The 13,002-nt window shown below is 67.8% G+C and carries 13 protein-coding genes; 3 read left to right on the top strand and 10 right to left on the bottom strand.

The annotated features are described in order from the left end of the window. Positions 1-28 precede the first annotated feature (28 nt). Complete coding sequence (locus LGR44_RS04160) at positions 29-895, bottom strand: LysR substrate-binding domain-containing protein (RefSeq protein WP_226737561.1); 867 nt, start codon at positions 893-895, stop codon at positions 29-31. 96 nt (positions 896-991) lie between these two features. Here LGR44_RS04160 and LGR44_RS04155 point away from each other — a divergent pair, with 96 nt between their 5' ends. After that, a complete protein-coding gene (locus tag LGR44_RS04155; RefSeq protein ID WP_226737559.1) occupies positions 992-1,408 on the top strand; it encodes a tautomerase family protein in 417 nt (138 codons plus the stop codon). Positions 1,409-1,483: 75 nt separating this feature from the next. Continuing rightward, a complete protein-coding gene (locus tag LGR44_RS04150; RefSeq protein ID WP_226737557.1) occupies positions 1,484-2,269 on the top strand; it encodes an MOSC domain-containing protein in 786 nt (261 codons plus the stop codon). A gap of 63 nt (positions 2,270-2,332) precedes the next feature. Here the strand turns inward: LGR44_RS04150 and LGR44_RS04145 are convergent, their stop codons facing one another. The 6 genes from LGR44_RS04145 to LGR44_RS04120 all read right to left on the bottom strand — a co-directional run bounded on the left by LGR44_RS04145 (position 2,333) and on the right by LGR44_RS04120 (position 10,354). After that, complete coding sequence (locus LGR44_RS04145; RefSeq protein WP_226737554.1) at positions 2,333-3,298, bottom strand: DUF4167 domain-containing protein; 966 nt, start codon at positions 3,296-3,298, stop codon at positions 2,333-2,335. A gap of 375 nt (positions 3,299-3,673) precedes the next feature. After that, on the bottom strand, positions 3,674-4,960 hold the full coding sequence (gene prmC, locus LGR44_RS04140; RefSeq protein WP_226737552.1) for a peptide chain release factor N(5)-glutamine methyltransferase: 1,287 nt from the start codon (positions 4,958-4,960) through the stop codon (positions 3,674-3,676). 304 nt (positions 4,961-5,264) lie between these two features. Beyond that, positions 5,265-5,678 carry a FosX/FosE/FosI family fosfomycin resistance hydrolase gene (gene fosX / locus LGR44_RS04135; protein ID WP_226737550.1) on the bottom strand — a complete coding sequence of 138 codons (414 nt, stop codon included), beginning with the start codon at positions 5,676-5,678 and terminating at the stop codon, positions 5,265-5,267. After that, positions 5,675-6,763: a peptide chain release factor 1 gene (prfA, locus tag LGR44_RS04130; protein WP_226737548.1), complete on the bottom strand. Its 1,089-nt coding sequence runs from the start codon at positions 6,761-6,763 to the stop codon at positions 5,675-5,677. Before prfA ends, fosX begins: the two co-directional genes overlap by 4 nt. Beyond that, positions 6,763-9,030, bottom strand: coding sequence for a phosphoenolpyruvate--protein phosphotransferase (gene ptsP, locus LGR44_RS04125; protein ID WP_226737546.1), 2,268 nt, complete (start codon positions 9,028-9,030; stop codon positions 6,763-6,765). The genes prfA and ptsP overlap by 1 nt, the downstream gene beginning before the upstream one ends. Positions 9,031-9,115: 85 nt before the next feature. Continuing rightward, positions 9,116-10,354 carry an aspartate kinase gene (locus LGR44_RS04120; protein ID WP_226737544.1) on the bottom strand — a complete coding sequence of 413 codons (1,239 nt, stop codon included), beginning with the start codon at positions 10,352-10,354 and terminating at the stop codon, positions 9,116-9,118. Between the two features lie 145 nt (positions 10,355-10,499). On the opposite strand from LGR44_RS04120, the gene ubiG reads away from it, so the two are divergent. Next, complete coding sequence (gene ubiG / locus LGR44_RS04115) at positions 10,500-11,243, top strand: bifunctional 2-polyprenyl-6-hydroxyphenol methylase/3-demethylubiquinol 3-O-methyltransferase UbiG (RefSeq protein WP_226737542.1); 744 nt, start codon at positions 10,500-10,502, stop codon at positions 11,241-11,243. Positions 11,244-11,247: 4 nt separating this feature from the next. On the opposite strand, the gene LGR44_RS04110 is transcribed toward ubiG, so the two are convergent. The 3 genes from LGR44_RS04110 to LGR44_RS04100 all read right to left on the bottom strand — a co-directional run bounded on the left by LGR44_RS04110 (position 11,248) and on the right by LGR44_RS04100 (position 12,999). Beyond that, complete coding sequence (locus LGR44_RS04110; RefSeq protein ID WP_226737540.1) at positions 11,248-11,766, bottom strand: metallophosphoesterase family protein; 519 nt, start codon at positions 11,764-11,766, stop codon at positions 11,248-11,250. Positions 11,767-11,830: 64 nt separating this feature from the next. Next, entirely contained in the window at positions 11,831-12,358 is a 528-nt protein-coding gene (locus LGR44_RS04105) for a Spy/CpxP family protein refolding chaperone (RefSeq protein WP_226737538.1), read from the bottom strand. A 59-nt stretch (positions 12,359-12,417) separates the two neighbouring features. Then, a complete protein-coding gene (locus LGR44_RS04100) occupies positions 12,418-12,999 on the bottom strand; it encodes a Crp/Fnr family transcriptional regulator (protein WP_226737536.1) in 582 nt (193 codons plus the stop codon). Positions 13,000-13,002 lie beyond the last annotated feature (3 nt).

The raw sequence follows: 13,002 nt of genomic DNA, 5'->3' as shown, positions 1-13,002 counted from the left end.
GCCCCGCCATGGCGGGGCTTTTTCTTTTTCAGCCCTGGAACGCCCGGCGGCAGAGTTTCGCCAGGTCGTCGCGCGCCGTCCACGGGCGGCCCGGGTCCGCGACATAGAGCGAGAACGCGATGGGCGGCAGGGGAGGGAGCCCCAGCCTCGTGCCCACGTCGTCCAGCCGCGGCGCCAGGAGATGCCGGGTCCGGACCGTGATGCCGAGCCCGGCTTCCACGGCCATTTTCAGGCCGGAGAGGCTCGGGCTGGTGAAGACCATGCGATGAGCCCTCCCGGCGGAGGCAAGGCCGTCGATGGCGGCGGAGCGGAACGAGCAGGGCGGATCGAACATCACCAGCGGCACGGGAGCATCCGACGCCAGTTCCAGCCCGTCCCGTCCGATCCAGACCATCGGCACCTCGGTCAGCGTTCCGCCGTCGAGCGGGTGGTCGCGCCGGATCGCGATGGCCAAGTCGATGGTTCCGCCCTGCACGGCGTCGACCAGCCGGGCCGAACGGTCCACCTGCAGGCTCAGCTCCACATCCGGGTGCTCCTGCGCGAAGCGGCCGAGCACGTCCGGAAGGGCGGCCTCGGCGAAGTCCTGCGTGGTGCCGAACCGCAGCGGTCCCCGCGCGGCCGCATCCGGACGGAATGCGACGGCCGCCTCGTCGTTGGCCTGCACGATCCGCCGCGCGAATCCGAGCAGCCGCTCCCCAGCCAGCGTCAGCGCGATCTCGCGGTTGTTGCGGCGGAAAACCGGGGCGCCGAGGTCGGCTTCGAGCCGCTGGATCTGGAGGCTGACGGCCGAGGGCGAGCGCCCCACGAGATCCGCGGCCTCGGCGAAGCTGTGACCATCCGCGATCAGCAGGAAGGACCGGAGAACGCCGGTATCGAGATTGAGCGTGTAGGGCATAACGTTGAGATTAACTCAACGAATGATACCGATAAATCAAATTTTCTAAACTGAAGGGCGGGTGTAGCACTGGGGCTCCAAGAGGAGATTGCATCCATGCCCATCCTGAACCTGAAAGTATCCGCGACCCGCTCCCCGTCTCTCACCCGCGCCCTGTCCGAGGGGCTGGTGGATGCCACCACCCGCATCCTGCGGAAGAACCCCGACATCACGGCGGTGGCGATCGACTACGTCCCGCCGGAGGATTGGATCGTCGGCGGAAGAAGCCTCGCCGAACACCGCAAGGCCAGCTTCTGGCTCGACATCAAGGTGGTGGACGGCACCAACACCAAGGACGAGAAGGCGCTCTACCTGGCCGAAGTGTTCGCCCTCATGGGGCGGCTGCTCGGAGACCTGCATGAGGAGAGCTACGTGCTCGTCCACGAGGTTCCCGCGGATGCCTACGGGTTCGGCGGCCTGACCCAGGAGCACCGCTACATCGCGAACCGGCTCCGGGCTCCCTTGGCCGCATGAGGGGCGGCCGGGCGGTGGCAAGAGGTGCCGCCCGGCCCTCTTGCTGCCTCGGGGAGAGCCCCTTATCCATGAACCATGAACATCCGCATCGCCTCCCTCCAGCGCTACCCCGTCAAGGGGCTCTCTCCCGAACCGCTCGGCTCCGCCTCTCTGATGAAGGGAGGCTATTTCCCGGGCGACCGGCTCTTTGCCGTGGAGAACGGCCCGGCCGGCTTCGACCCGCAGAACCCCGAGCATCAGCCGAAGATCAAGTTTCTGATGCTGATGAAGAACGAGAGCCTGGCCCGGCTCAGGACCCGCTATCTCGACGAGTCGAGCACCCTCGTGATCGAGGAGGGCGGGCGCGAGGTGGCGCGCGGCGATCTCTCGACCCGGGAGGGGCGGCTTTCCATCGAGGCCTTCTTCCGCCGCTTCATGCCGGGCGAACTGCGTGGGCCCCCGAAGGTGCTGGCGGCGCCGGACGGCTTCCGTTTCACCGATTCCCGCAAGGGCTTCGTTTCGCTCATCAACCTGGCGAGCGCGCGGGCTCTGGAGGACGTGGTCGGGGCACCGGTCGATCCGCTGCGGTTCCGGGGCAACGTCCATGTGGAGGGGCTCGGGCCCTGGGAGGAGTTCGACCTCGTCGGCAAGGTGCTCTCGACGCCTTCCGGGGTGCGCCTGAAGGTCACCAAGCGGATCGAGCGCTGCGCGGCCACCAACGTGGACCCCGCCACGGGCATCCGCGACCTGCAGATCCCCCGCAGCCTCATGCAGGCCTACGGCCATTTCGATTGCGGCATCTATGCCGAGGTCCTGGACGGCGGCACCATCGCGCCGGGCGACACCCTGGCGCTCGAGCAGCCCGCCCTCGCGCTGGAATAGGCGGGCAAAGAAAAAGGGAGAGCAGAGCTCTCCCTTTCCGTGTCGCTTCTGAAAAAATTCGCCTTACTCGGCGGCGGAGGTCTTCACCTCGGCCGGCTCGAACCCGGCCTCGGTCTGGGCGTTGGCGGCCTCGATCTCCTGGCGGGTACGGCGGCGGCGGCGGGGACGGGCCACCTCGGCCTCGTCGTTGGCCGCTTCCTGCGGAGCAGGAGCCGGAGCCTTGTCCTCGGTCTCCACGGCGACGGGAGCACGAACCGGATTGGTCAGGAAGGCCGGCAGGCTGCCCGCATCGGAGGCCTCGGCCTCCTCGCGGCGCCGCTCCCGGCGGAACTCGCCGCGGCCGCCGCGCTCCTGGCGCTCACCGCGGTCCTGACGCTCGCTCCGCTCCGGGCGCTCGAAGCGCTCGTTACGGTCCTGGCGCTCGCCGCGCTCCTGACGGGGCTGGTCGTCGCGCTCGCCCCGGTCGAAGTCCTGACGGGGCTGGTCGTCGCGCTGGTAGTCCTGACGGGGGCCGCGGTCGCGCTGGAAGCGCTCGCGCCGGTTGCCGTTGCCGCGATCCTGGCGGTCGCCGCGTTCCTGACGGTCCTGCCGGTCGCCACGATCCTGGCGGTCCTGGCGCTCGCCGCGGTCGAAGCGGGCGGGGCGGTCACCGTCCTGGCGCTGCTCGAAAGGCTGGGGCTGCGAGCCGAGATCGCCGTCCTCGCCGTTGGCGAAGCCGGAGCGCTCTCCCTGAGCGTAGCCATCGTCCTCGCCGTCCTCGTCGAAGGGGCGCTGCTGATAGCCGTACTGCTCGCGCAGCTGCTCCTGGGCAGCGGCGATGATGCGGAAGTAGTGCTCCGCGTGCTGGAAATAGTTCTCGGCCGCCACCGGGTCGCCGCTGGCCTGCGCATCGCGGGCGAGCTGGCTGTACTTCTCGGCAATGTGCTGAGCGGTGCCCCGAATCTTCACGTCCGGCCCGTTCGACTCGTAGCTGCGCGTCAGTGGGTTGGGGCCCTTGTTGTTGTTGTTGTTGCGGCTACGACCGCGCATACGCCTGTTTTGTCCTGGTCTCATTCTGGTCTACGACCCTCGCTGGTTCTTCGAGCCCACGCGATGCAAGCCAATGTTCACCGAACGGGCTTATCGCCCACCGTTCGCGTGGCAACCGTCTGTCGTTCGGCCATGACTGATCGAGCCTTGGCCATCCTTCAGTGTCGGGTTCAAGTGATCACGCCCGGCTGTTCAAAAAGCCCCTGCCTGCGCGATGGATATCGTTTGGTCTTTCGGCATGCTCCTCGAAATGGGAGCTACCGCTTTCTTCAGACCGAGGACGATCTCTAACCCGAATCTAGCGGGTTCTGCCTGGTCCAACAAGCGGTATTTCAGCTTTTCTCGCTCTCGGAGAAGAATCCTTATCCCCTGCGATCATGACCGTTTGAGGGCGACGCACCGGGGATTACTCGATAGATCGTGCGCCACCCGGAGAATTTCAAGGGCATGGGCCCGAGCCAGGCGCTGCAGGGCCTCGGCCTGGTCGTAGCCGATCTCGAGCACCATCAGCCCGCCCGGCACGAGCAGGCGCTTCGCCTCGCCGAGCAGGATTCGGTAGGCGTCGAGCCCGTCCGCGCCTCCGTCGAGGGCGAGCACGGGGTCATGCTCCCGCACCTCGGCGTCGAGCCCCGGAATGACGGGAGAGGCGATATAGGGAGGATTGGAGACGATCAGGTCGAACCGCCCCTGCAGGGCGCTCGCCCAATCGGAGGCCGCGAACAGACTTCTGTCCCCGACGCCGTTCCGCTGGGCGTTCCGGCGGGCGGTGCGGAGCGCGTCGAAGGACCGGTCGATCCCGAGCCCCTCCGCATGGGGCAGCTCGTGGAGCAGGGCGGTCAGGATGCAGCCGGACCCGGTCCCGAAATCGACGATCCGCAGGCGCGCCTGCCGGTCGGGAAGCAGCGCCAGCACCGTCTCGATCAGGGTTTCCGTATCGGGCCGCGGCACCAGGGTTTCGGGCGAGAGGGTGAAGGGCAGGCCCCAGAACTCCCGCTCCCCGACGATGCGCGCGACCGGCTCATGGGCGAGGCGGCGGCGGGCGAAGGCTTCGAGACGCTCCGCCTCGGCCGGCGTCAGGAGCGTGTCGGGGCGGGCGATGAGGTCGGTCGCGGAGATCCCAAGGGCCGCGAGGACCAGCAGGCGGGCATCGAGCCCGGCGGTTCCAAACCCGGCCTCCGTCAGGCGCCGGCGCAGGGCCGCCAGAGCCTCCGCGCGGGTCTGCCCGCCTTTCCCCTCCCCCTTGCGGGGAGGGGTAGGGGTGGGGGTGGTGCCGCTGGGTGACCGATCCGAGGACATGCCTGTATCGGGCCTTGAGCCTGAATGGTTGGACATGGTGCTCCGACTTTCCGATCCCTGCTCCTCGTCCCCTCCCGCACAGGGCACGATTCCAGCGCCGAGTGCAGCGCGAATCGTATCGAGAACGTCATCGATGGCCGTCATGACGTCCCGGTTCGCGAACCGGATCACCTGAAAGCCCCGGCCGTTCAGATAATCCGTCCTGCGCCTGTCGTGAACGGCATTGCATTCGAATCCGTGCTGATTTCCATCAACCTCGATGACCAGTCTCGATCCGAGGCAGCAGAAATCCGCCACGTAGGGGCCGATGGGGACCTGACGCCGGAAGTGCCGCCAGTCAGCGGCAGACGGTGACGCAGATGCCACCAGAGCTTTTTCTCCGGCTCTGTCATGCGGCGGCGCAAGATACGCGCGTGACGCTTTTGACTCTCGGTCGGGCGTTTGGACGGATCCCTGATCCAGCTCTTCACCATAGGTGTTCGTTCAGGAGGCGAAGCCGCCGGTTCCCTTTCGTGGGAAAAGTGCCGCATGAGCGACCGGAAAGTCGGAACGCCTTGTCCGGTTCTGCACCGAAGCTCACAGCCTCGAAATCCTTCACCCAGTCGTTCGACCCCCACCCTAGCCCTCCCCGCGAGGGGGAGGGAACATCCGCGGCGGGTCGTCAACAGAACTATGTATCGGCGCCCCGCCGGTAACGCTCCAGCCGCTCCTCCAGGGTGCCCGTGTGCAGCTCGAACAGGTGGTTGTCGTCGTCGTAGAAATAGAGCGAGCTGCCTTCTCCGGCGACGCGGGGGCGGGATTCGCGGATGGAGAGGCCGAGGGCCTCGATCCGGCGGCGGTACTCGTCCAGGGCGTCCGGGGCGACCTTGAAGGCGATGTGGTTGTAGGTCCTGGTCGGAAGGCTCTCGCCTTCCATGACCGCGATCCATTGACCGCCGGCGACGAAGAACTTTTCGCGCGAGAGGGAGAAGGTGTCGTCCCCCGAGGAATAGACCTCCCGGCCGTCGAGGACCTGCTCGACGATGGCGCTCATGCGCTCCAGGTCGCGGGTGACGAGGGTGATGTGGCTCAGGCCCTCGATCATGCGGCCTCGTCCTGCGCGGCGAGCTGGGCGGCCTGATGCTCGGTCACGAGGGCGTCGATCAGCTCGTCGAGGGCGTTTCCGCTGATGACCTCCTCGAGCTTGTACAGGGTCAGGTTGATCCGGTGGTCGGTCACGCGCCCCTGCGGAAAGTTGTAGGTGCGGATCCGTTCGGAACGGTCGCCGGAGCCGACCTGGGCCTTGCGGTCGGCCGCGCGGGCGGCGTCCTTGGCGGTGCGCTCGGCGTCGTAGAGGCGGGCGCGCAGGAGCGACAGCGCCCGGGCCCGGTTCTTGTGCTGAGAGCGCTCGTCCTGCACGAAGACCACGGTTCCCGTGGGGATATGGGTGATGCGGATCGCCGATTCGGTCTTGTTCACGTGCTGGCCGCCGGCGCCTTGCGCCCGCATCGTCTCGACCTTCAGATCGGCGTCGTTGATGGCGATGTCCACGTCCTCGGCCTCGGGCAGCACGGCGACCGTGGCGGCGGAGGTGTGGATGCGGCCTTGGGTCTCCGTGTCCGGCACGCGCTGCACCCGGTGCACGCCGCTTTCGAACTTCAGGCGCGCGAACACGCCGCGCCCCTTCACCTCGGCCACCACCTCCTTGTAGCCGCCGGCGGTGCCCTCGCTCTCCGAGACGATCTCGACCTTCCAGCCCTTCAGGTCCGCATAGCGGGTGTACATGCGCAGCAGGTCGCCGGCGAACAGGGCGGCCTCGTCGCCGCCGGTGCCGGCGCGGATTTCGAGGATCGCGCTCTTCTCGTCGGCCTCGTCCTTGGGCAGGAGGATGATGCGTAGGGCTTGGGCGGCGTTCTCGAGGTCCTCCCGGGCCTGGGGGAGCTCCTCCTCCGCGAGGGCGCGCATCTCCGGGTCGGTCTTGGGGTCGTCGAGGAGGGCCTGGAGGCCCTTCAGGTTCTCCTCCACCGCATGATAGGCGCGGATGGCCGCCACCACGTCGTCGAGCTCGGCCAGCTCCCGGGACAGGGCCACGAAGGTCTCCGGGTCCGGGCCGGCATTGAGCGTCGCCGTGATGATGTCATGGCGGGCGAGGATGGCGTTCAGGCGTTCAGAGGGAGGGGCGATCGACATCAGACCGGAATACCATGGGTTTCCGCAAAACGGAGGAGCTTCGGGCGCAGCGTATCGCCGCCCCCGTCATGTTCGAGCTCGTCCCTGATCAGCTCGGCGACCTTTCCGGCCTGAAGCTCCAGCAGCATGGCCTTCACCGGGCCGATGGCGGCCGGGGACATGGACAGCGCCCGGAAGCCGAGGCCGATCAGGGCCATCGCCTCCAGGGGCCTGCCGCCGATCTCGCCGCAGATCGTCGCCTGGCAATTGGCCGCCCGCGCCTCCTCGGCCACGTGCTTGAGCGCCCGCAGCATGGGGGCGCTCAGGGGATCGAAGCGGTCGGCCACGCGGCGGTTCTCGCGGTCGATGGCGAAGAGGAACTGCATCAGGTCGTTGGAGCCGACGGAGACGAAATCGGCCAGGGTGCAGATTTCCCTGAGCTGGAAGAGCAGGGAGGGGATTTCGAGCATCACCCCGAGCTTCAGGTCGGAGGGCAGCGGGTGGCCGTGATTGGCGAGGTGCGTCCGTTCCCGCTCCACCAGGGCCTTGGCGCGCACGAACTCGTTGCAGGTGGCGACCATGGGGAACATGATCTTCAACGGCCGTCCGCTGGCCGCCTTCAGGAGTGCCCGCACCTGCGCCCGCAGCAGTCCCGGGCGGTCGAGCCCGATGCGGATGGCGCGCCAGCCCAGGGCCGGGTTCTCCTCCTCCACCGCCTGCATGTAGGGGAGGATCTTGTCGCCGCCGATATCGAGGGTCCGGAAGGTCACGGGCAGGTCGCCCGCCGCCGCGTAGACGGCGCTGTAGAGGGATTGCTGCTCGCTGGCCGAGGGCATCCGCTCGGCAATCATGAACTGCAGCTCGGTGCGGAACAGGCCCACCCCCGCCGCGCCGGTCTCGGCGAGATGCGGCAGGTCGACGAGAAGGCCCGCATTGAGCTGGAGGGTCACCTCGACCCCGTCCTTGGTGACCGCCGGCACGTCCCGGAGCTTGAGATACTGCTCCTGGCGCTTGGCCCGCAGGCGCGCCTTCTCGGCATAGGCCGCCTCGACGTCCGGGTTGGGGCGGATCTGCACCTCGCCCGCCGCGCCGTCAACGATGATGGCATCGCCCTGCTCGGCCAGGGAGGTGACGTTTTCCACCTCGCCCACGGCGGGAATTCCGAGGGCGCGGGCCACGATGGCGATGTGGCTGGTGGGCCCACCCTCTTCGAGCACGAGGCCGCGCAGGCGCGAGCGGTCGTAATCGAGAAGGGCCGCCGGTCCCATGGAGCGGGCGACGAGAATGGCGTTGTCCGGAAGCAGGCCGTGCCCGGCCACGAGATCGCGGCCCACGAGCCGGTGCAGCAGGCGGTTGGCGAGATCGTCGAGATCGTGCAGGCGCTCGCGCAGATAGGGATCCGTCTGGCGCATCATGCGGGCGCGGTTGTCCGACTGCACCCGCTCCACCGCCGCTTCCGCCGTCAGGCCCGACGTCACCGCCTCGCGCATGCGCCGGAGCCAGCCCTGGTCATGGGCGAACATGCGGAAGGTCTCCAGCACCTCCCGGTGCTCGCCGTGATGGGCCACGTCGCCCCGCTCGATCAGCTCGTCGATGGTGGCGCGGACCTCGGCGATGGCGTCTTCCAGGCGCTTGAGCTCGGCCTCCACGTTCTCGGCGATGAGGTTCTTCACCACCACCCGCGGCTCGTGCAGCACCACGTGCCCGAGGCCGACGCCGTCGGCGAGGGCGAGGCCCTTCTGGTGCACCGGCCGCCTGAGCGCGATGCCGGTCTCCACCGGCGCCAGGGCCTGAAGCTCGCCGGAGGCCAGCATCTCGGCCAGCACCATGGCGGTGGTCTGGAGCGCCTCGATCTCCTCTTCCGTATAGACCCGGTAGGTCCGGTTCTGGACCACGAGGACGCCGAGCGTGTTGCCGGCGCGCAGGAGCGGCACGCCCAGGAAGGCGTGGTAGATCTCCTCGCCCGTCTCGGGCTTGTAGGAGAAGGCCGGGTGGCTCTGGGCGTCCGACAGGGCCAGAGGCTCCGCGGTCGCGGCGATCTGGCCCACGAGGCCTTCGCCCGCCCGCATGGTGGTGAGGTGGACGGCTTCCCGGTTCAGGCCTTCGGTGGCGAACAGCTCGAGCACGCCGTCGCCGCGCATCACGTAGACGGAGCACACCTCCGCCACCATGTTCGCGGCGATCAGGATGACGATCTTGTCGAGACGGTCCTGTGCGCCTACCGGCTCCGCCATAATCTCGCGGAGGCGGCGCAGCAGAAGGCGCGGACCGCCGGGAGCGCTTGGCATGAGCTTTTCAGTTCCCGTCCTTGTTGGCCGACGGGCGCACCGGCGGCGAGCGTTGAGTGTCGCAGCCTCACCGACGAGACGTCAATCAGGCTTGATCAAGGCCGTATAGCGAGTGGAGCGTGCGCACGGCAAGCTCCGTGTAGGCCGAGTCGATCAGAACCGAGAACTTGATCTCCGAGGTCGTGATGGCGCGGATGTTGATCCCCTTGTCGGCCAAGGCCTTGAAGGCCCTGGCGGCCACGCCCGCATGGCTTCTCATGCCGACGCCGATGGCCGAAACCTTCACCACGTCGGTGGCGCCCTGCAGGTCGCGGAACTGGATCTCGTCCTTGTGCTCGTTGAGCACCGCGCAGGCCCGCTCGTAGTCGGCGGCCGGGACCGTGAAGGTGATGTCCGTGGTGGTGTTGTTGTCCGACACGACCTGGATGATCATGTCCACGTTCACGTTGGCCTCGGCGAGCGGCACGAAGATCGAGGCGGCGATGCCGGGCTTGTCCGCGACGTTGCGTAACGTGATTTGGGCCTCGTCGCGCGAATAGGCGATGCCCGTCACAACCTGCTGTTCCATGATGTCTTCCTCGTCGCAGATGAGGGTGCCGAGCTTCGGATCGGCGGGGTCGTCGAAGCTGGAGCGCACATAGGTCGGCACCCGGTGCATCATGGCGAGCTCGACCGAGCGGACCTGAAGCACCTTGGCCCCGAGCGAGGCCATTTCCAGCATTTCCTCGTAGGAAACCTTGTCCAGGCGCCGGGCCTTGGACACGATTCGCGGATCGGTGGTGTAGACGCCGTCCACGTCCGTATAGATGTCGCAGCGCTCCGCCTGGATGGCGGCGGCCAGCGCCACGGCGCTGGTGTCCGAGCCGCCGCGCCCCAGGGTGGTCACCCGCTGGGTCGGCTGGTGCAGGCCCTGGAAGCCCGACACAACGGCGATTTCCCGCTCCTTGGTGAAGCCCTGGAGGATCCCGGTGCCGTCGATGGCGGCGATTCGCGCGGAGCCGTGGGCGTCGGAGGTCATGATCGGGATCTGCCAGCCCTGCCAGGAGCGGGCCTTCAGGCCCATTTCCTGAAGGGCGATCGCCAGAAGGCCCGAGGTGACCTGCTCGCCCGAGGCGACGACCACGTCGTATTCCTTCGAATCGTAGAGGGGCGACGCCTCCTTGACCCAGCCGACGAGCTCGTTCGTCTTGCCCGACATGGCGGAGACCACCACGGCCACGTCGTAACCGGCCTCGACCTCGCGTTTGACGTGCCGCGCCACATTGCGGATACGTTCAACCGTGGCGACGGATGTACCGCCGAACTTCATGACGAGACGGGGCATGAGCGAAAAGGCCGTGAGGAGAGGGAAAATTTGCCCCTTCGCGGCGCGAAAAGGCGCGTATACATGACGGCGAGGCTTCGCGCTGTCAACGCGCAGAATTGCATACGTCCTCTCGCTTTCGAGGGGGAGCCAAAGGAGTTTGCCGATGTCCGAGGGCGCATCGACCACCATCGACCCGGCCGAGGTCGCCCGCTTCGAGCGGATCGCCGAGACCTGGTGGGACCCGAAGGGGCCGATGCGGGTCCTCCACAAGTTCAACCCGGTCCGTCTGGCCTATGTGCGGGACGAGGCCTGCCGCCGGTTCGGGCGCGACCCCCGCTCGCCCCGGTCCCTGGAAGGGCTCACGATCCTCGACGTGGGCTGCGGCGGCGGCGTTCTGTCCGAGCCCCTGGCGCGCCTCGGCGCGCGGGTGACCGGCCTCGATCCCGCCCCGACCAACATCTCCGTGGCCCGGCTCCATGCGGAGCGCGCCGGCCTGGAGGTCGATTACCGGAACGAGACGGTGGAATCCGTGGTGGCCAAGGGAGAAGCCTTCGACATGGTGCTGGCCATGGAGGTGGTGGAGCACGTGGCCGACGTGCAGGCCTTCGTGGAGGCCTGTGCCCGGGCCGTGAAGCCGGGCGGAGCGCTCGCCATGGCGACGATCAACCGGACCCTGCGCTCCTTCGCCCTCGCCATCGTGGGCGCGGAATACGTGCTCGGCTGGCTGCCCAAGGGCACCCACGAATGGGACAAGTTCGTCACCCCGGACGAGCTGACCGCCGCCATCGAGAATGCGGGCTTCCGGGTCGCCGACACGACCGGCGTCGCCTACAACCCGCTGCGGGGCGACTGGTCCCTCTCGCGGGACATGGCGGTCAACTACATGCTGCTCGCGGCGCGGGACTGACGGCTCAGGAGGCCGTCTTCCGGCGGCGCTGGCGCGAGGCCAGGATCGCCCCGAGCGTGACGGGGCGGTAGTCGAAGGCGTCCACGCCCACGTCGTACTGGCGCGTCTGGGGCTTCAGCTTGGCGTGGGAGTGGCCGTGCAGGTCGATCCAGCCGCGGCCCATGTTCTTCCAGGTGCGGAAGGCGTAGTGGCACATCACCACCGCATGGCCGTCCACGTGCAGCTCCGCATAGGCCTGGACGCTGTCCCACCCCTTGGCGGCGAGCGTCGCCGGGCCGTCGTTGTTGCCGATGACGAGGTGCTTGCGCCCGTTCAGGAGTCCGAGCAGTTCGTCGATCCGCTCCGGGCGCACATGCAGGGCGAAATCCCCGAGATGCCAGACCTCGTCGTCCGGCGAGACCGTCTCGTTCCAGCGGGCGATGAGCGCCGCGTCATGTTCGGGGATCGTCCCGAATGGTCGCTTGTCGATCCGCAGCACCCGGGGATCGCCGAAATGGGTGTCGCTGGTGAAGAAGAGGGTCATGAACGGATCCGGCGCAGCTTGACGGGCTGCGGCGAAACGGGGTTCGCCGCATGCCGGTTCCTGCCTAACGGGCGCTATACCCGCGGAGCCCGTTATAGACAGCGGTCTGTTCGGGCGTGAGAATATTCCTGGTGGAGAGGTGGTATTTGAGGTGGGCGCCTCTCAGCTTTGCCTGCGTCGCGCCGATGGTGGCCATGGCGTCTTCGAGCGCGGCCGGCGTGATCGTGCCGCTGGAAAAGAGCCGGTCCAGGCTCCGTTCCTGCTCGATCAGGCGCGAGCCGATCCCGATCGTTTCGGCTTTCATGGCTGCATAAAGCTCTGCCACCCGGCTCGTCTGGGAGGGTGAGAGGCCGAGCGCGTCGGCATGTTCGAGCACATGGAGTGGACCTGGATAGCCATTCAGCTCGGCGGCGAGGGCAAGGCCCATGCCGCGCCCGTTCTCCAGGTCGGCGATCTGCTGGTCCGACAGGGCCTTGATCGGGCGCCGCTCGAAACCCGCATAGGGGGAATGCCCGCCCGGGTGACGATGCTGGGCGAGAGCAGGTGCGCCCGACGCCAGGACTGCGAGAACGGCAAAGGTATATCCGATCATGAAGCTCTCCGAAGAAAGCTCCTTTTACGCCCATCTCTCCCGCGGCCGTATGATTGCGATCACACGGCCTGAGGCTTCAGCAGGCGGATGGACGAGTGCGTGCGTGCGATGAGGCGCGCTTCTTCCAGATCGGCCAGTCCCCGGTAGACCGCCTCGCGGCTCAACCCCAGCTCGAAGGCGAGATCCTGGATCCGCGGCGGGAGGCGGACCGATCCGTCCGCTTCGGAGCGGGATTCGAGCAGCAGCAGGATCCGGTCGCGGGCCGAGCGCACACTGCGGAGCTCGAGCTGATGGCGTAGCCCCTGGAGCTGTCGCGCCATCGAAGCGAGAAGGGACGTGGCGCCCGTCGGGTCCCGCTCGACCCATTCCAGAACGGCCTGCTTCGGATAGCAGCGCACGACAGACGCCTCGATGGCGAGGGCGTCGCAGTGATAGCTCTCCGCGAACAGGGACGCCTCGGCGAAGAACTGGCCCGGATGCGAGGTGTGAAGGACGATTCTGCGGCCATCGAAGGTCGTGCGCTCCAGCCTGATCGCTCCGCTCTCGACCCGGAACATGCCCGTCGCAACATCGCCCTGCCGGAACAGGGTTTCACCGGAGGCGAGGTTTCGGGTCCGTGAAGCCGCGTCGTCCCCGATCATGGA

The organism is Microvirga lenta, assembly GCF_020532555.1.
GTDB lineage: Bacteria > Pseudomonadota > Alphaproteobacteria > Rhizobiales > Beijerinckiaceae > Microvirga > Microvirga lenta.
Note: the sequence above shows the minus strand (reverse complement) of the source record. Positions and strands in the feature narration are given on the sequence as shown.

Coding starts and splice junctions, on each gene's coding strand:
- LGR44_RS04160 (WP_226737561.1), bottom strand. CDS start 895: ATGCCCTACACGCTCAATCTCGATACCGGCGTTCTCCGGTCCTTCCTG.
- LGR44_RS04155 (WP_226737559.1), top strand. CDS start 992: ATGCCCATCCTGAACCTGAAAGTATCCGCGACCCGCTCCCCGTCTCTC.
- LGR44_RS04150 (WP_226737557.1), top strand. CDS start 1,484: ATGAACATCCGCATCGCCTCCCTCCAGCGCTACCCCGTCAAGGGGCTC.
- LGR44_RS04145 (WP_226737554.1), bottom strand. CDS start 3,298: ATGCGCGGTCGTAGCCGCAACAACAACAACAACAAGGGCCCCAACCCA.
- fosX (WP_226737550.1), bottom strand. CDS start 5,678: ATGATCGAGGGCCTGAGCCACATCACCCTCGTCACCCGCGACCTGGAG.
- prfA (WP_226737548.1), bottom strand. CDS start 6,763: ATGTCGATCGCCCCTCCCTCTGAACGCCTGAACGCCATCCTCGCCCGC.
- ptsP (WP_226737546.1), bottom strand. CDS start 9,030: ATGCCAAGCGCTCCCGGCGGTCCGCGCCTTCTGCTGCGCCGCCTCCGC.
- LGR44_RS04120 (WP_226737544.1), bottom strand. CDS start 10,354: ATGCCCCGTCTCGTCATGAAGTTCGGCGGTACATCCGTCGCCACGGTT.
- ubiG (WP_226737542.1), top strand. CDS start 10,500: ATGTCCGAGGGCGCATCGACCACCATCGACCCGGCCGAGGTCGCCCGC.
- LGR44_RS04110 (WP_226737540.1), bottom strand. CDS start 11,766: ATGACCCTCTTCTTCACCAGCGACACCCATTTCGGCGATCCCCGGGTG.
- LGR44_RS04105 (WP_226737538.1), bottom strand. CDS start 12,358: ATGATCGGATATACCTTTGCCGTTCTCGCAGTCCTGGCGTCGGGCGCA.
- LGR44_RS04100 (WP_226737536.1), bottom strand. CDS start 12,999: ATGATCGGGGACGACGCGGCTTCACGGACCCGAAACCTCGCCTCCGGT.